This window comes from Brucella pecoris, assembly GCF_006376675.1.
Lineage (GTDB): Bacteria > Pseudomonadota > Alphaproteobacteria > Rhizobiales > Rhizobiaceae > Brucella > Brucella pecoris.
Genome location: NZ_VEWK01000016.1, coordinates 38146 through 56136 on the forward strand (window position 1 = coordinate 38146; position 17991 = coordinate 56136).

A 17991-nucleotide genomic window follows, 5' to 3' on the forward strand; every position below is an offset into this window, starting at 1 on the left:
GGGCCGGGACTACTACCGTTCCCGACATTGCCATGGCTGCTCGCTATACGGTGAATGGCCTCCATAATGCGGAGCTCGCCGCTACGATCTTTTCCGACCAACACCGTACGACAATCAATTGCGTTTGCCAGAGATCACTACATTACCTTTTCAAAACCGCACTATATACCGCTGCGCCGAAATCACTGCCCAAAGATGATATTCAAAACTCTAGATTACTTGAACCGGAACGGCTGTTCCATTGGCGGAGAAGATATGCATGTCCTTCGTCGAAGCTGTAAATCGTAATGTATCTGAGAGCCTAAAATCCGCTTCCTCAGGGGTTTTGATCAGATATTTGGTGTCGGAACCGACCATGTCGATGTAAAGGATTTGCGCCTCGCCCAGATGCTCTACAAGATCCACGGTTCCCGAAAAGAGGGGGCTGCCAGTTTCCTCGCGGGCAATCCTGGTACTCTCGGGTCGAATTCCAACGCTAACTCTATCATTGAGTGCGAAAGTTCCATCACTGGCTTCAAGGGCAAGTTTCGTCCCACAATCAAGATGACAGGTATAACTACGTCCCGAGGTCTCCGATATAGTGCCCGCGAGTATGTTCATGGCTGGAGAACCGATAAACTGCGCAACGAAAAGATTGGCTGGCTTTTTGTAAAGCTCTACTGGTGTTCCAATCTGCTCGATATTGCCATCCTTGAACACAACGATCCGATCCGCCAGTGTCATCGCTTCCACCTGATCGTGGGTCACATAAATCATCGTGACATCGGGCATGCTTTGCTTGAGTTTTGCAAGCTCGATGCGTGTAGCCACCCGCAGGGCTGCATCAAGATTGGACAAGGGTTCGTCAAACAGGAAAACACGCGGGTTTCTGACAATTGCGCGTCCAATCGCAACACGTTGTCTTTGCCCTCCCGAAAGGGCCTTTGGCAAGCGTTGCAGATATTCACTAAGCTGAAGAATTTCGCCGGCTTTCTTGACCCGTTTGTCTATCTCTGCCTTCGTCACGCCGGCAATACGCAGACCGAAAGCCATATTCTCATAGACTGTCATATGAGGATAAAGTGCATATGACTGGAAGACCATCGAAATACCCCGTTTCGACGGAGCGACATTGTTCATACGCTCCCCGGCGATGACAAGATCACCCGACGTTATCGTCTCAAGGCCTGCAATTGAGCGCAACAGGGTTGACTTTCCACAACCGGACGGCCCGACGAAAACGACAAACTCCCCCGATGTAATATCAAGGTCAATGCCATGGAGTACTTCCAGGTTGGCGTAGGATTTACGTATATTCTTCAGCGACAGGTCGGCCATCGTTCCCATTCCTTTTATTCTTGTTTCGCTTGGGTTGTGTTGCTCACGGAGCCAGACTTGCCAGGAACCTCGTTATGGGGCCCGGGACACGGTTGAGGATTTCGGTATCGTTCTTTCTTCGAATAGCCGCGCGGACGATTTTCGCACCCAGATAACGCACAGGTTCGGGCGGAAGCTTGGTGCGGTTTTTGATCCCCACCAAACCACAACTGCTCCATTTATCCACGCGTCCCAGGATCAGGCTTGCAAGGATCCGACCTGCGACAGGCGCCTGGGCAATGCCGGTCCCATTGAAACCCAGAGCATAGAAAATATTCGGGTAATGCCTTAAATGATCGAATACCGGTAGATGCTGCGCCGTACAGTCGATCGGACCGCTCCAGTCATGAAGGATCGGCACGTCCTTTAGCTGAGGATATACGCGGTGCAGTTCACGTATATTGTCTGCACCGCCGTCGCCGCTGCGATTAAAACGTTCGTCAATCCGATCATTATAGGCAATTCCACCCGTTCCCCGTCCAAATACGACCTGATCCGACGGCGTGCGCTGATAATAGAGCACGTGTTGCTGCGCATCACAGATCGAAGCACCATCAGTCCAACCGATACGCTTGAGTATATCTCCAGCAGGCGCTGTCGCAACGAGTTGACTGCTCACCACATAAAGATAGGGATGAAGCTCAGGGATCGCGGAAGCCCAAGCATTGACCGTTAAAGCAACTTTGTTGGCAGTCAATGTCCCGTCTTGTGTTTTAAGTTCGGGCCGCTCACCCGGAACGATCTCCAAAACAGGGCTTTTTTCATGAATGACAATCCCCTTGGAAAGCGCAAGTTTGCGAAGGCCAAGAGCAAGCTTGGCAGGCTGGACAGTCCCTGCCCGCTCCTCGACAATACCGGCATATGATGCGCTAGAGCCAGTGCGCCGTTCAATGTCGTGCGCATTCAGTGTCTGGAACGGGTTGAACCCGGATTTCTGACAGATATCCAGTGCTTTCGCCCACGCACCTTCCTGTGCGACAGAACTTGCGGTCCACAGCCAGCCATCAAGACGCAGATCCATGTCAATGGTTCCACAATCTTGCAGCGCTTTCAGCTCATCAATTGCATCGCAGGTTGCCTGACAAAGCATGCGCGCATCTTCGTCGCCCACAAGGTCGCGCAACATATCGATTTCAGCATACCAGCTGTGGACTTGTCCGCCATTACGCCCGGATGCGCCCGAACCGCAAGAATCTGCTTCCAGGATTGTGATACGCGAATTTGGTTCTTGTTCTCGTATCCGCAGTGCCGTCCAAAGCCCGGCATATCCCCCGCCAACGATTGCAATATCGCATTGCTGCTGACCCGTTAAAGGTGCGGTGACCGGATCTGCGCCAATACTTTGCAGCCAGAAGGAACGATCCTGCTTCGCCGCGACAACGGGTGGTCTCATTGTGATAGAGCTCATAGTCAGACCTTCTGCGCTGTTGCAATCACTTCGTGGTATTTGTCGAGCAGCCATTGTGGGATTGACTGCAAGGGCTGGGGAAAGCCCCCCGGGTGCGTGCAGGTTTCAGACGCACTGACAGCAGCCTTTTGCAGCGCCTCTTCTTCAGAGCAACCTTCGAAGAAAAGCGCCACCAGAAATGAGGCGATAAAGCTATCACCAGCTCCACAAGTGTCGACCACGTTCACGGGTACGGAACCTGCGGAATACAATTGGCGTCCATTGTCATAGAAAGAACCGCGTTTGCCGCAGGTAATAACGACCTGTTGAGCTCCAGCCCGTTTGAATTGTGTAATCAATGGTTGAACCGGTTCGTCCGGGTCGTCTGGTCCTGATGCAAAAACCAATGGGACGCCCTCAAGCGTCAGGTCAAAATGCCGGGTAGAGACATCCACACTGAATCTGACACCGTCCTCTACAAGCTGACGCACCAGTTTTTCACTGGAATTGGTCCCAAGATGAGTCCAATCGGATGAGAGCAATGCCTGATATCGCTGCTGATCTGGAATGTAGTTTTCACCAACACCCAGAGATTCAAACAGAAAATGCCGTTCACCGTCATTATCGGTCAAAAGCGTTACAGCTGAATTTCCCTGAATAGTTTCAATATCGCTTGGCACAAGTCCGACATCTTCGATCACACCAAGCATGATCTCTGCTTCCCTGTCGGGTGCCAGTGCGCCGATATACCGGGCACCGACCCCAAGCCGTTTCCACTGCACAGCAACATTAAGGGCATTTCCACCAACAGTAACGACCCCCTTGTTCAGATAAGCATCAAGGCAGTTGTCACCCACAGCAACAAGATTGAGATTTGCGTTCTTCATCATCATTCCGCAGTATCAAAATGAGGGGAAATCGCATCAAGGCAGCGCCGCCAGACTGCAACCGGATCCAGTGCATATGAGCCATTGCCAAATGGCTCGAAGGTCAATGTGCCCCGGAATGAATGATGAGCGATTTCAGTAAGGTAGCCGTCAAGTGGCAAGTTTCCGTCCCCCCACGCCAAATGTCCCGCTGATGTTCCATCGACGACATGAACATGGGCAAGACGTTTGCCAAATCTCGAAAAGTAATCACTGACCTTATCTTCAGCCGCTGCCATGGCAACCAGATCAAGTACCAGATCGACATTTTCCGCATTCAGATCCTGCCAGAGACGTTCAAGATCGGCGGCATTATTGACGATGTTGCTTTCAGTGCGCTGTAGGGGCTCAAGCAAACATCGAAGCCCCAGATTGGCCGCATGTGTCGTAATTCTCTCCAACGACTGAAGCGAATGGTTCCACGCGCGTTCGCGGCTCTCGCACTCAAAACCCCGTCCGGGTGTCAAGAAGAGGTAGCTCGCACCCAGTTCGGCACTGAAATCGGCTGCTCGCAGAAAGCATTCAACACTCTTTTCACGATAAGCTACGTCGCCTGAGGCTATGTTGACCGGATAAAGAACCTGTTCCGGGGTGAAGCAATGCACGCTGATCCCGTTATCATTCAGAATTGACCGGACACCTGAATGCCGTGCACGGTCAGCATGAAACAGATCAAGATGGGGGGCTATTCCCCATAGCTCCATACGTTGAAAGCCCATCAGTCGAAGCTGTTCGACAACCCATTGAAAGGGATAGTGCTGGAACGAAAAGTTGGCACCGATCAACTGTTCACGTTTTAACATTTTCCACCACGCTATTTGCCGATGCCTTCCGCCAGCCCGCGAATGAAGAAACGCTGTGCGGCGAAGAAGACGATCAGGATCGGAAGTGCCGAAAGTGTCATTGCAGCAAAGACAACGGCATAATTAGTTCCGTGTTTTGCCATGATTGATGTAAGGCCGACTGGCAGGGTCTGCACATCCGCACCACTGGTGAAGATCATGGCGAAGAGATATTCATTCCAGGCAAACAGAACGTGCAGGATCACGCAGGAGACGAGTATCGGCTTGCAAAGAGGTAAGGTCACACGCCAGAAAATCTGACCTTCACTTGCCCCGTCCATGACGGCGGCTTCATCTAGATCACGTGGCAGACCAAGCATATAAGCGCGAATAAGAAAAGTAGTGAACGGGATGCGAAATGCCGTGTAAAGGATGATAAGAGCCCAATAGGTGTTATAGAGACCAAGCTTTTGCATGATCCGCACCAGCGGAATAACCGCAACCGTTGGGCTTAACATCAATCCGCCAAGTACCAGGCCAACGAATATTGGCTTGCCCGGCAATTTTGATCGCGTCAGGCCGTAGGCGGTCCAAGCGCTTATCAGAACCGTACAAACAGCCGAAAACAACGTGACGATAATGCTCGTTGCAATGTAGTTCCTGATGCCCTGATTCCAGGCTGATATATAGTTGTCCACCGTAAAAGCCGTAGGAAGCGCAAATGGTTCACCAAATATCTCCGAGTTAGTCTTGAAACCGTTCATGGCCATCCACGCCAGCGGGTAGATTACGACAATACCAAGGCTGATGAGGAAGGTGACCAGACAGACACGCACGAGCGTCTGAGCAAATTCCGTAGGTTTCGTCTCGGTCGATTGATAGGAGGCGTTGTTCATAGTTCCACCCTCCGCTTTCTGGTATACCAGAGTTGACCAAAACCGGTCAGGAGCGTGATGATAAAAATCACCGATGCGATAGCCGCGCCATAACCGAAGTCATTTTCAATAAAGGCCTGTTGATAGAGCCAAGTTCCCAGAACCTGACTGCTGTTGTTAGGGCCACCGCCAGTCATAACCATGACTTCGTTGAAGACCTGAAACGCGCCGGTAATCGTAATGATAACCATAAGGCCAGTCATTTCGCGTGTCAGTGGGAAGGTTATGTTCCAAAGCCGACGCCACATACCCGCGCCGTCCATCGTCGCCGCATCATAAAGCTCGCGCGAGATCTTCTGGATCGCGATGGCAAATAGAAGGGTTGAATAGCCAAAGCCCTGCCACTGGCTCATGGCAATGATTGAGTAGATCGCGGTCTGTTCTTCTCCCAGCCATGACCGAGACCAAGCGGCAAGTCCAAGATGATTAAAAGCGGCATCCAGCAGGCCTATATCAGGCTGATAGATAAAGTAGAACAGCAGCCCCGTCACCGTGATCGAAATTGCTGATGGTATGAAATAGACAGCGCGCCAGAACCTGCGCCAGGTCTCATGCTGCAAACCTTCAATGATCGCAGCAAGCACGAATGCGCCAAACACCTGGAATACGACCGAAATGACGGCATAAAGCATGTTGTTCAAGATCGCCGTCCAGATCACCGGATCGTCTTGCAGACGTCGATAATTATCCAGACCGACAAAGGCAGTTTCGCCAGTAAAAATATCCTGATTTGTCGTGCTGACGATAAAGTTGTCGATGATGGGATAGTAGACAAACCATAGGATTAAAACGAACGCGATCAGAACCCAACGGAACGACAGCAACTTCGCCAGCAAACCGGACTTGTCGAATTGCGACCCGTCCGGCAGGGGGAAGCCGTTTTTGACAGCCTCCCCTCTATATTCACGCTTCATGACAGTCATCGGGCAATAACATCCTTATCGGGAAGAGGCTGCAGCCTTTTTTACCTTTTCCATGACCTGTTCCGGTGTCATGGATCCACCAATCAGGGCTTGCAGGCCCGAAAGCCAGACAGATGCAACGCGCGGTGGATTGGCCGTATCAAGCCACGGCATCAGATAAGACGAATCCGCGATAACCTTGAGACCTTCAACGACAGACGGGTTCATGCTTTCAGCCGAATATCCGCCAACAGTGGCGCTTGGCTGCCCATAAGGTGGGGCCGACAAAACCTTCCCGTTTTCGGGCGAGGTGATAAACTTCATGAAATCCACAGCTAGCGGAATATTCTTTGACGCTGAATTAATCATATAGCCTTCAGGTGCGCCTTCGATTGATTTTACATCACCTTTTGCGCCTTCTACTGCCGGCAGTTTAAAAAAACCAAATTCTTCCTTCTTCAGTGCGCCATCCGCCGTGCTTTGATCAAACTCAATAATTTCCTGATAGTACATTGCGGATTTGGCGTTGCTGAACTGCTGCAATGCCGAAGCATAGGATGAGCCATTTGTACCTGCGCCGTCCGAACAATCGTCGATGAGTTTTTTCAGCTGTGTCAGGCTTTCAACATAGCCTGCATCCGAATATTCGGCCGTCTTCGGGTTGAAATCCTTTTCCAACGTCGCTTGCGGAACGTTATAGGCGAGCAATTGTCCGGCAAAATGAACAGCAGGCCAGCCTTCTTTGTTACCGAACGAAATGGGCGTTACACCGGACTTACGCAGGGCAGCGCACGCACTGATCAGTTCATCGAAGCTCTTCGGTTCCGCTACACCGGCCTTGTCAAAGAGGGCCTTGTTATAACCCATGAACTTTGCGTCCAGATAAAGCGGAATACCGTATAATTTGCCATTATACTGGAATGCGCTGACGGCAGCATGGGCGAACTGTTTGCCCCATGGCGTGTCGGGGCCAATAATCTGGGTCAGATCGACAGCTCGATTGCCTCGCACAAAGTTCTCACCCCAGCTCCCGGTCCAGCTGAAGTAGATATCTGGCAATGAGTTAGACGCGACTAGGGCCTTGGTTTTGCCCTTCACGCTATCGTCGCTTTCCTGAATAAGCTCAATTTTGACGCCGGGGTGAAGCTTCTCGTATTCCTTAGCGGCATTGACGAAGAAGGGGGATAGCTGTTGAAGGCCGAACTTCGTCAAAATGCTTAAAGTGCCAGAATATTCGACGGGAGCATCAGGTTGTGCAACGACACCATCATCGGCGAGAGCAGCATTTATGTTGACAGCTAACAATCCAAACATCAGAAGTGACGCAAGGCTTGTTGTGTTCAAAAACGTTTTGCATTTCATCTCGAAGTTCCTCTCTTTTAGCTATTTTTCTTTATTTCGTCAGAATGCAGTAACCCGACCCGGCAGAACCGGATCGGGGAAAGCTCTTAGTACTCGACACGCTTGTAATAGCGCCGCGTGGTCAACGGGTGGTCACGTTGCACTTCCAAATGCGCGCTCAGACGTTCAAGCATGGTTGCCAGAATGATTGGAGAAATCAGGCTGCGTGTCTTTTGTGAGATGCCCGGAAGACTGGCAGAAGCAGCATCCAGAATACGAACCTTGTCAGTGTAACGCTTTGCGAAATTCTCAACCCGGTCCGTCAATGGACGACATGCATCCTCACCTTTGAATATGAACAGGCTGACGCCCGGCTCAACCAGTTCGAGTGTACCATGGAAGAAATCGGACGCATGAACGGGACGTGTACGGATCCATTGCATTTCTTCAAGAATGCACATCCCGTAGTAGTGCGCTTCTGACCATGAAGTGCCAGCGCCGGTAAAGATGTGATATTTTTCGTCCTTGATTTCCTGCGCCAGTGCGGCAGCGCCTTCTTCAAAGTTTTCCTTCACCGAAACTAGTAGTTCGGGCAGACGCTTCAATTCGGAGACGGTTTCATCGAAGTCTTGAAATTCGCCGCGCTCAGCGAGCAGCGACAGTATGATCAAGAGGGTCTGCAGATAAAACGACTCCGAAGACGTGTCGTCTTCGGCAAAATTTGTAAAGTTGTAATCCGCATCGAGGCCCAAGGGGGTATCTTTGTGACCAGTGAGAGAGAGCGTTTTCACGCCCTTCTTTTTCAAGAACGCCAGAAGATGCACGCTTTCCTTAGTCGTTCCGGACAAGGATGGAAGAATGACAAGCGCCTTTTCGTCCAACCCGGCAGGCGCTTCTAAAACAACTTGTGCCGAAAATGCCGATGACACCGGGAAAACGGTTGCGTTACGGGCAATCTCGATTGCGGGCTGAGTCAGAAACTGTACGCCGCCCGTTCCCATGAAGAAAATGCGTTCTAGGCCATTATCGAGCAGCCTGCGCATCAAAGCGCGTACGTCGTCTGCAATTGCGACCGCGCCGTCTTGTATTTTAACAAAGCGATCTTTATCGAAGTTGAGCATTACTACCTTCCCGTTTGCGCAGTTTAGACCTCGAGAGTATCCCGAAGCGATATTGCGCCTATAAGTCGTTACGACAATGTGAGATCGATCTCACATCTATTTAACGCACAAGATTTTTCTTGTGGCAAGTGGGTTTCAGAAATTTTTTTGCAGGCAGAAAATCAAGCTTCGTCGGCTCATCGACGGCTGACCGAACCTCGGACTATCAGCTTGGTTTCAAAGCTTATTTTCTTTGGAGGTCTCTTTTTTCCTGCTATTTTTTCTAGCAGAAGCCGGCCCGCAGCACGACCTATTTCCGACACCGGCTGGGCAATGACCGTGATCTGTGGATCGGTAAAAGTCGCCAGATTGAAATCATCAAAACCGATCAGAGAGACTTCGTGGGGAATCGATATTCCCATCGATCGGAATGCTAAAAGCGCTCCCTGCGTCATCAAGCTGTCGACGGTAAAAAGTGCCGTTGGAGGCTTTCTTTGACTGAACAAACGTATGGTTGCATCCACAGCATGCTCCACCGTCGATTGTGCAACGCAGATCAATTTTTCACTTGGTTCGATGGCATGGGCAAGTAACGCAGTCTTATAGCCGTTGAAACGCTCACGTGACGTGAAGATGCGTGCATCATCGTGCAAAAGCGCAATATCGCGATGCCCCATTTCGATCAGATATTCAATGGCCTTGCGCGCGCCACCTTCATTGTCGACCACAACACTGTCGCACTCGACGCCCTGCGCTACGCGATCGATGAGGACCAGGGGTACGTTTTCGTCGATCAGACGTTGCAGATGCGAACTGTCTTCGGCTGATGTCGGCGCCACGATGAAACCGCGAATGCTCAGCGACTGCAGGCTGGCCAGCAGTGATTTTTCCTGATTCAAATGCTCTTCACTGCTCGCAATGATAAGATTATGGCCTTGTTCTCGCGCCAGCACTTCGACATTATGTGCAATTTTAGCAAAGAAGGGATTTTGTATATCGCCCAGAACACAGCCAATGATTGGCAACTGCCCGCTGCGCAGAGCCTGGGCCAATCGGTTGCCTCTGTATCCTAGTTTCTCTGCAGCAGCCTGAACCCGCTGCGCCGTTTCATCACCAACATAACCGTAACTGTTAAGTGCACGCGCAGCAGTGGCACGCGATACATTCGCCAGCGCCGCCACATCTTTAAGGGTAGCCGATTTCTGAGCCATACCATTTTCACAACTGATGATCCTTGACAGTTGTTATCATCCGCAGAGGCGCAAGAGTAGTACCGTTTATCAAATGATTTGCAGGATGATTGATCGACGATTATTTGCGCTCTGATCTATTGTGCCGTGAAAGGCCGGCATATCAAAACAGCCTTCGTCGTATAGAATGGAACAGGACTGTCAGCCAACCAGGAACTCTCGCGATGCGATGATTGCCAGTCAAGATTCTTGCATGTTTTTACGCATGTCTCCCAAACCCAGTTCCCACTTTCGGGAGACATGCTCTAAAATGCACGGAAGATTTCGAGGGCTTTTGCTGAATACATGATTGCCGGCCCACCGCCCATTTCGATAGAGACTTCGAGCGCCTCGATGAGCTGCGTCTCCTCTGCTCCATGCTTCCTTGCAGCTTCGACGTGATAAAGGATGCAATCTTCGCAGCCCTTGCTGACGGCGATCGCCACAGCGATCAGTTCTTTCTGTCCCGATGAAAAGCTGCCGGGCTGGGTGGCCTGCTTGCTGATCGCACCGAAGCCCTGCATCAGCAACGGTGTGGATTTCGAAAAGACACCGAGACGTGCCTTTGCCTGGCCGAGTTTATCCCTGATATTTTCCATAATGAACTCCTCACGAAATGGAATTGAACCAGCACGTCCCGTCATGGATGTGCTGCATTTCCAGCTAAAGCGCGTCGCGTTCAATCATATTCAGGCGACACGTTTTGTTTTTACGCATGTCTTTATCCCCACACCGGTTCCCGCTTTCGGAAGACATGCTTTATTGCAAAAACCCAGCTGGCGAACGGTCGAGCACCTCGTTCGCGCGAATGGCGAAACGCCCGGCCAGCGGTGCATACCTCGCCGCTTCGGGATCTGCAGCGTTCCCCACTCTGGCACGGTCAGCAATGCCAACAAAGATCACGGCAAACCGGAACAGGGCAAAAGCAACATGAAAGGGCTGCGGCTGCGGAACATCGGGAAGCATCGCGCGGTAGAACTGAAAAAATTCGCCGACATGCGGAATGCCGTCGCCTCCGTGACCCAAAATCCCGCCATATTCATCCGGCGACGTAAACCAGGGCATGGCCGAAAATGCCAGATCGGCCAGAGGGTGACCGATCGTGGATAACTCCCAGTCGAGAACTGCAATGACACGCGGTTCGCTCGGATGAAACATCATATTGCCCAGCCGGAAGTCGCCATGGGCGATGGACACCAGTCCATCGTCAGGCGGAAGCAGTCCGGTAATCCGCTCCGCAAGCGCATCCAGAACCGGATCGTCCGAGAAACTCGACCCCTTTAGCTGGGTGGTCCAGCGATGGACTTGCCGCGTAAAATAGTCTCCCGAACGACCATAATCGCCAAGACCGATTTCGGAAGGCTGATAGCTGTGCATCTTCGCCAATGTTTCCGCCATCGATTGATAAACCGCGCGCCTCTCCGACGGCGCCATTCCCGGCAAGGTGCAATCCGAAATGACACGTCCGTCGATACGTTCCATCAAGAAGAACGGCGTTCCGAGAATGTCAGTATCTTCGTGGAACAGAACCATCTTCGGAACCGGGACATCGGTTGCGGCAAAGGCCTGCATCACACGATATTCACGGTCGATCGCGTGAGCACCACGCAGAATTTCTCCCTTCGGCTGCTTGCGCAAGACCATGCGCCGTCCGCCAAAATCGACGAAATAGGTCGGGTTGGACTGTCCACCGCCTATCCGTTGAAGGCCCATCACACCCGGACCGAAACGCGCTTCGAGGAAAGCGGCAAGGCGAGCGGGCTCGAAATCAGGAGATTGCGATACCGCCGTCACTTCGCTTGCCCTCCAGCAACGTCCCATTTCCAGAAATCACGCTTTTCCTCAATCAGATTGCGGTGCAGAACCATTTTGTGCACCTCGTCTGCGCCGTCGACCAGCCGTGCCTGCCGAGCGTAGCGGTAGATCCACTCCGCACGCGTATCCTTGGAGTAACCGCGCGCGCCATTGACCTGGATTGCCGTATCAGCCGCCCGATTGAGCAATTGCGCAACATGAATTTTGGCCATGGACACCTCCTTGCGAGCCTGCGAGCCTTGATCGAGCGCCCAGGCCGCCTTCATGACGAGAAGCCTGCCGATCTCGATATCCATGGCCAGTCCGCCAAGGAGGATTTGAACGCTTTCACGATCGGCAAGGCGAACGCCGAACCCCCTGCGCCGGTCGGCATATTCGGTTGCGATCTCGACACAGCGCTTGGCGAGGCCGAGCCAGCGCATGCAATGAGTCAGGCGAGCGATCCCGAGCCGCGTCTGCACAACACGCAGTCCCTGTCCCTCCGCAAGAAGAATGTTTCTGCTGGGAACGCGCAGTCCTTCGAAGACCAGCTCACAATGGCCGCCATGCTCTTCAGGCCCCATGATCGGAATACGGCGCCGGATCGACCAGCCAGGCTCGTCGCGATGAAACAGGAAACAGGTATGGCCGCGCCGGGCGTTTTCCGATGTCCGCGCGACGACGATAAAGTGCTCGGCGGTCTCTGCTCCGGTTATGAACCATTTGTGGCCGTTGATCAGGAAATCATCGCCGTCGCGCGTTGCAACGGTCTGCATCATCCCCGGATCGGAGCCGGAACCGGGATCTGGCTCTGTCATTGCAAAGGCGGAATTGACCTTGCCTGCGGCGATCGGGCGAAGGAACCACTCCTTCTGCTCTTTGGTCCCCAAAGTCTCGAGAACCATCATATTGCCGTCGTCGGGGGCAGCCGAGTTGAACACAACCGGGCCGAAGATCGAACGGTTCATCTCTTCATAGCAGACGGCCATTCCGATGCGGCTCAGCCCCTGCCCGCCGTAGTTCTCAGAAAGTTGCAGACACCAAAGGCCCTCCGATCGCGCTTTTTGCCTCAGTCGCGCCAGCACATCCGGATGAATGTTCTCATGCGCATCATAGGCGGAAGGGTCCTGCTCAAGCGGAAGTATGTGGTTGTCAACAAAATGTGCAATTCGCCGACGGTAATCTTCGGTTCGGGCATCAATTCTTAAATCCATGATAGGCGTCCTAAAGACTGGAGCAGAGATGGCCGCCATCGACCGCAACGATGGAGCCGGTCATGTATGCGGCAGCGTCCGAACACAAAAGCTTGAGAGGCGCATCCAGATCCGACATTTGACCGAGCCGGCGTTGCGGAATCCGGCGGATGAGGCTCTGCCCGGCCTCCGTCTCGAAAAAGGCGCGATTGAGGGGTGTTTCAATATATCCAGGACAAAGAGCGTTCACGCGGATGCCGTATCGCGCCCATTCCAATGCAAGCGCTTGCGTCAGTTGAACCACCGCCGCCTTCGAGGCCGCATAGGCCGATACTTGGCCTGCAACGCGCAATCCCAGAATGGACGCTACATTGACAATGGCACCGCCGCTCGCTTTCATTTTCTGGGCCGCAGCCTGCGCAACATGGAACACGCCCTTGAGATTTGTATCGATGATCGTTCCGAATTCGGCGGAATCCATCGATATCGCAGGCGCTGTAGCCGTTACTCCCGCATTGTTGACGACGACATCAATGGGACCTGAGATAGCCTGAAGGACCGCTTTCACGGAGTTCACGTCGGATACATCCATCTGATACGCTTCAGCTTGCCCGCCAGCATCGCGAATATCGGCTACAGCACGTTCAAGCGCTTGTACATTGCGTGCAGCGAGGACCACATTCGCACCTTCCGCTGCGAGCATATGAGCAAAATGATTGCCAAGTCCGCTGGATGCCCCGGTAACGAGTATCGTTTTGTTTCGCATGATCAAGTTCTCCCGCTTCTCATTGGGCGTAACGTCGCCTGATTTCAGCAATCAATCGGGATGCCTCACGGTCTCCAAGTTCCTGCCGCAGAGCAGTGGGCGGTTTACCAAAGCGAAGAGCCTTGCGTGCGCCTTCATCCAGTGAGCCAGCGTCGACGACGCCTTCCGTGATCACGTCGCCACCGGCAAGCAGCACCGCGCCCTTCAAGCGGTCAGCGACGACCGCCGCACGATCTTCCGGCAAAGGACCGCAATCGTCTAAAATCTCCCACAATCGACCGGCTTCACCGGTCTCGCGCAACAAGTCGGCCGGCTTGTAGAAGTTGCCGAAAACCGCAAGGCTTTGCTCGGCATGCAACATGATGCGCGGATGGGTGAGATTCATGACCTCAAATGGTCCCAGAGGCAAATCGAATGCCGAACGGGCAACGGCGTCTATCTGCCCTGCCGTGGCGATCCCCTCCTCAAGGCAGCGCACGGCTTCATTGCAATAGGGGCAAAGGAAACGGTTGAGCGCAAATCCGTTGCTATCACGGCAATGCAACGCTTCCTTGCCGGTGCTTGCAAGAAAATCACCTGCAATCCTCGCCGCTTTCTCGCTCGTCGCCCGTGCCGCCACAAGCTCCACCACGGGATTGACTTCCGCGGGGCTGAAATAATGCAGACCGAGAAAACGCTCGGGATGCCGCAAGGCCGTTGCAATCTCATCCACGCGCAAGCAAGATGTGTTGGTCGCAATCACGCAATCGACAGAGACGAACGCCTCCACTGACCGGAGAAGGTCTCGCTTAACCTCAAGGTCTTCGAACACGGCCTCGATCAGGATCATGGCCTGTGCAACCGATGACAATTCACTGGACATCTCCAGGGCCGCCAGCAGATCGGGCATACTCTCCCGTTCAAGTCGACCCCTGTCGGCCTGGCGTTCGAGGTAGCTCCTGATCCTCGCCTCGGCGCGAGTGAGCGCGTCCCGGTTGGGGTCAACCAAGAGTACGGAAAGTCCGGCACCGATGCAGGATGCGGCAATGCCCGCGCCCATGGTGCCTGCGCCGATGATTGCTATGGACTGCATCAGAGTGCTCCCTGCCAATCCGGATTTTCGATGACAAGCGCTATGCCCTGTCCGCCACCGATGCACATCGTAGCCAGCCCGTACCGCCCGCCGGTGCGCCGAAGCTCGTGGATCAGCTTGACTAGTATAATCGCACCCGAGGCACCTATCGGATGCCCCAGTGCGATGGCACCTCCATTCGGATTGACTTTTGCCATGTCGAAGCCGAGCCGGGTGCTCACGGCGCAGGCCTGGGCGGCAAATGCTTCATTGGATTCGATGATGTCGATCTCCGCCACCGAAAGCCCCACACGAGCGAGCGCCTGCTCCACAGCCGGGACGGGACCAAGCCCCATGAGCTCCGGCGCAACGCCGCCCAGTCCCCAGGCGAGGATATGCGCCAGCGCTCTTGTGCCGCGATGCTCGGCTGCTTCCGTGTCCATCAGCACGAGAGCAGCTGCGCCATCGTTTATGCCGCTGGCATTGCCTGCGGTGACGGAGCCATCCTGACGGAAAGCCGGACGCAACTTCGCAAGATCGTCGGCGCTGACATCCGGGCGCACATGCTCATCCGTATCAAACTCCCATTCGCTGCGGCCTTTTCGGACAGTTATCGGAAGAATCTGTTCTTTGAATCGTCCTTCAGCTATCGCATGGGCGGCCCGGCGGTGCGATTCCAGAGCGAGGCCGTCCTGTTGTTTCCGGTCGATACCATCAAGTGCCGCGATGTTCTCCGCGGTGATCCCCATATGGCCGTTGCCGAAAGGATCGGTCAGCGCCCCGACCATCATGTCCACGGCGGCAACGTCACCCATTTTATGACCGGCGCGGAGCTGGGTCAGTAAATGACCTGCCCGGCTCATGCTTTCAGCGCCACCGGCAAGCACCGTCTTGGCTTGCCCCAGCGTAATCTGTTCGGCAGCACTGATCACCGCCTGAAGACCGGAGCCGCACAACCTATTTAAGGTAAGCGCAGGAGAGGTTTGCGGAACGCCTGCGCCGATGGCGACCACGCGTGAAAGATACATGTCCTCCGGCGCGGTGTGCAGCACGTTGCCGAATACCGTCTGTTCTATGTCGTTCGATTCTATTCCGGCGCGTTTGATCGCCTCTACAGTGACAGCAGCACCGAGTTCACGCGGGCGCAGTCCAGCGAGCGCGCCGCCGAAATCGCCAATGGCGGTTCGCACGCCCGACGCGATGATGACAGATCGATTCATCTTATTTCCCAGAGGAGCCTGTGCCCATTGCATTGGATTACGCGGCCGGATTACCGGCCGCTCTCATGCCGACCGGCGTGTCAGGGTGCGACCTGACCGCCATCGACAGGGATGATCGCCCCATGGACGAAGGATGCGTCGTCAGATGCCAGAAACAGGCTCATCGCTGCAATTTCCTCCGGTTGACCGGGGCGTCCCAGAGGGATGCGGGTCTCCACCATTTTGATGAAGCCGGGATCCTGCAGAGCTCCCTCGATCATCGGAGTGGCGACGGCGCCGGGGCAAATGCAGTTGACCCGCACGCCTTTCTTCGCCCAATCGAGTGCAAGAACCCGCGTCAGCGCGACGATCCCACCCTTCGAAGCGGTATAGGCGTCAGCGCCCGTTAAACCGGCGATGCCGTTGATCGATGCGATGTTGACGATCGCACCGGCGCCCTGCGCCACCATGACCGGAATTGCATGTTTGCACCCGAGCGCGACGCTTTTCAGGTTGATCGCCAGGATGGCGTCCCAATCGTCTTCAGGCGTGTCCACGACGCTGGCCATCTTGTAGCGACCGGTCGCGCTGAAGCCGATCCCGGCATTGTTGACGAGAATGTCGAGGCGGCCGAAATTGTCGATCGCCGCGGCTATCATTGCCTTAACTTCCGCTTCCTTCGAGACATCCACCTTGACGGCAATACCTCCTATATCAGCGGCGACCTTCTGTGCCGCCTCGAAATTCCAGTCTGCGACGACAACCTTCGCTCCCTCAGCGGCAAGGCCCCGGCATGTGGCCAGCCCCTGCCCCGAAGCTCCGCCTGTGACAATCGCAACCTTGTCCTTGAAACGCATGTATTTTTCTCCTGGATTCGAGGTCAACCGAGAGAAGCCGGGTCGAGTGTTTCAATCCGGGCTTTCAGCTCCGATGTGAAGGCAGCTGCCGTCATGCCGTCGATAAAGCGATGATCGAAAGCAATTGAAAGCTTCATGATAGGGGCGATGCGGATCGCATCGTCCGCACCAACCACAAGCGTCTTGATGATCGCGCCTGCGAAAACAAGCGTCGCCTGCGGCCCGTTGATGACCGGTGTGCCGGTCTCAATCCCGTATGCGCCAAGATTCGAAAAGGTGATCGTTCCCCCGTCGGTATCCGATGGCTCCAGGCCGCTTGCGCGGGCTTTGGCAGCGAGCCCGGCAATAGCCGCGTTCACGGCCCCAACGGACAGCGCATCGACATTCCGGATGACCGGGACGACCAGCCCTTTGGGCGTTGCCACCGCCAGGCTCACATTGGCACGACGATTGATGCGAACACGGTCGCCTTCCAGCCGTCCATTGACCAGTGGGTGACGTACAGCGGTATCGCCGACAATCTTGACGAGGATGTCGTTCAGTCCGGCAGCACCAAGCTGCCCTCTCAATTGCAGCACCTTGCTCATGTCAACGCTGACAATCTGAACGAAATGCGGTATCGACGACCAGCTGTTGCCGATATGGACTTTCATCGCACGCTGAATGTGGCTCAGTTCGATGAACGCGTCGGAATCCGCCGAACCCGCAGCAAGCGCCTTGATGCGATCTTCCGTGATCTCCTGCCCCGCGAGGAGCGCAAGATCAACCCCCAAATCGGTAGCGAGCTTGCGCATGCGGGGTGAAACACGTACCGGTGGCACGGTCGTACCGACTTGTGTGGCGGAAACCCCGTGCAGAGCCGCATCGGTCGCCTGATTTTTTCCCTCCACACTTTCTGCTGGCAGATCGTCGACCCTGGAGAGGTCAATCTCTTCGTCTGCTTCAGCAATTACCGCAATGGGAGTGTTGACCGCGACCTCTTGGCCGATTTCCACCAGCAGCTTGCGCAGAATGCCCCCCGCCTGTGCTTCGATTTCAACGATCGACTTGTCCGTTTCCATTTCGAATAGCGGTTTTCCGGCCTCGATCGACGCACCGAGCTCGCAGAGCCAGTTGCCAACCTTTCCGCTTTCCATCGTAATGCCGAGCCGGGGCATACGCACAATGTACATT

Annotated in this window: 17 protein-coding genes; all 17 read right to left on the reverse strand. The window is 54.2% G+C overall.

Annotation, left to right across the window (positions count from 1 at the left end; translation table 11 throughout):
* Window positions 1-210: 210 nt before the first annotated feature.
* The 17 genes from FIB18_RS21950 to FIB18_RS22030 all read right to left on the reverse strand — a co-directional run bounded on the left by FIB18_RS21950 (window position 211) and on the right by FIB18_RS22030 (window position 17990).
* Window positions 211-1317 (reverse strand): ABC transporter ATP-binding protein, encoded by a 1107-nt coding sequence (locus FIB18_RS21950; RefSeq protein ID WP_140022732.1) that lies wholly within the window; start codon window positions 1315-1317, stop codon window positions 211-213.
* Between the two features lie 43 nt (window positions 1318-1360).
* Window positions 1361-2764, reverse strand: coding sequence for an NAD(P)/FAD-dependent oxidoreductase (locus FIB18_RS21955; RefSeq protein ID WP_140022734.1), 1404 nt, complete (start codon window positions 2762-2764; stop codon window positions 1361-1363).
* A gap of 2 nt (window positions 2765-2766) precedes the next feature.
* Complete coding sequence (locus tag FIB18_RS21960; protein ID WP_036586983.1) at window positions 2767-3630, reverse strand: PfkB family carbohydrate kinase; 864 nt, start codon at window positions 3628-3630, stop codon at window positions 2767-2769.
* A gap of 2 nt (window positions 3631-3632) precedes the next feature.
* Window positions 3633-4472, reverse strand: coding sequence for a sugar phosphate isomerase/epimerase family protein (locus tag FIB18_RS21965; RefSeq protein ID WP_109989635.1), 840 nt, complete (start codon window positions 4470-4472; stop codon window positions 3633-3635).
* Between the two features lie 11 nt (window positions 4473-4483).
* Complete coding sequence (locus FIB18_RS21970; protein ID WP_140022736.1) at window positions 4484-5347, reverse strand: carbohydrate ABC transporter permease; 864 nt, start codon at window positions 5345-5347, stop codon at window positions 4484-4486.
* On the reverse strand, window positions 5344-6309 hold the full coding sequence (locus FIB18_RS21975; RefSeq protein ID WP_140022738.1) for a carbohydrate ABC transporter permease: 966 nt from the start codon (window positions 6307-6309) through the stop codon (window positions 5344-5346). Before FIB18_RS21975 ends, FIB18_RS21970 begins: the two co-directional genes overlap by 4 nt.
* 15 nt (window positions 6310-6324) lie before the next feature.
* Window positions 6325-7650: an ABC transporter substrate-binding protein gene (locus FIB18_RS21980; RefSeq protein WP_140022740.1), complete on the reverse strand. Its 1326-nt coding sequence runs from the start codon at window positions 7648-7650 to the stop codon at window positions 6325-6327.
* A gap of 86 nt (window positions 7651-7736) precedes the next feature.
* Window positions 7737-8750 (reverse strand): SIS domain-containing protein, encoded by a 1014-nt coding sequence (locus FIB18_RS21985; protein WP_140022741.1) that lies wholly within the window; start codon window positions 8748-8750, stop codon window positions 7737-7739.
* A gap of 176 nt (window positions 8751-8926) precedes the next feature.
* Window positions 8927-9940 carry a LacI family DNA-binding transcriptional regulator gene (locus FIB18_RS21990; RefSeq protein ID WP_140022743.1) on the reverse strand — a complete coding sequence of 338 codons (1014 nt, stop codon included), beginning with the start codon at window positions 9938-9940 and terminating at the stop codon, window positions 8927-8929.
* A 284-nt stretch (window positions 9941-10224) separates the two neighbouring features.
* Window positions 10225-10557 (reverse strand): carboxymuconolactone decarboxylase family protein, encoded by a 333-nt coding sequence (locus FIB18_RS21995; RefSeq protein ID WP_140022745.1) that lies wholly within the window; start codon window positions 10555-10557, stop codon window positions 10225-10227.
* A 160-nt stretch (window positions 10558-10717) separates the two neighbouring features.
* Window positions 10718-11752 (reverse strand): phosphotransferase family protein, encoded by a 1035-nt coding sequence (locus FIB18_RS22000; RefSeq protein ID WP_235894946.1) that lies wholly within the window; start codon window positions 11750-11752, stop codon window positions 10718-10720.
* On the reverse strand, window positions 11749-12966 hold the full coding sequence (locus tag FIB18_RS22005) for an acyl-CoA dehydrogenase family protein (protein WP_140022749.1): 1218 nt from the start codon (window positions 12964-12966) through the stop codon (window positions 11749-11751). The genes FIB18_RS22000 and FIB18_RS22005 overlap by 4 nt, the downstream gene beginning before the upstream one ends.
* A gap of 10 nt (window positions 12967-12976) precedes the next feature.
* Window positions 12977-13711: an SDR family NAD(P)-dependent oxidoreductase gene (locus FIB18_RS22010; RefSeq protein WP_140022750.1), complete on the reverse strand. Its 735-nt coding sequence runs from the start codon at window positions 13709-13711 to the stop codon at window positions 12977-12979.
* Window positions 13712-13730: 19 nt separating this feature from the next.
* The gene (locus FIB18_RS22015) at window positions 13731-14783 is read right to left on the reverse strand and encodes a 3-hydroxyacyl-CoA dehydrogenase family protein (RefSeq protein ID WP_140022752.1); all 1053 of its coding nucleotides are present in this window, start codon (window positions 14781-14783) and stop codon (window positions 13731-13733) included.
* Window positions 14783-15982 carry a beta-ketothiolase BktB gene (gene bktB, locus FIB18_RS22020; RefSeq protein ID WP_140022754.1) on the reverse strand — a complete coding sequence of 400 codons (1200 nt, stop codon included), beginning with the start codon at window positions 15980-15982 and terminating at the stop codon, window positions 14783-14785. The genes FIB18_RS22015 and bktB overlap by 1 nt, the downstream gene beginning before the upstream one ends.
* Window positions 15983-16062: 80 nt before the next feature.
* Window positions 16063-16818: an SDR family NAD(P)-dependent oxidoreductase gene (locus FIB18_RS22025; RefSeq protein WP_140022756.1), complete on the reverse strand. Its 756-nt coding sequence runs from the start codon at window positions 16816-16818 to the stop codon at window positions 16063-16065.
* Between the two features lie 23 nt (window positions 16819-16841).
* Window positions 16842-17990 carry a dihydrolipoamide acetyltransferase family protein gene (locus tag FIB18_RS22030; protein WP_140022758.1) on the reverse strand — a complete coding sequence of 383 codons (1149 nt, stop codon included), beginning with the start codon at window positions 17988-17990 and terminating at the stop codon, window positions 16842-16844.
* Between the last annotated feature and the right edge of the window lies 1 nt (window position 17991).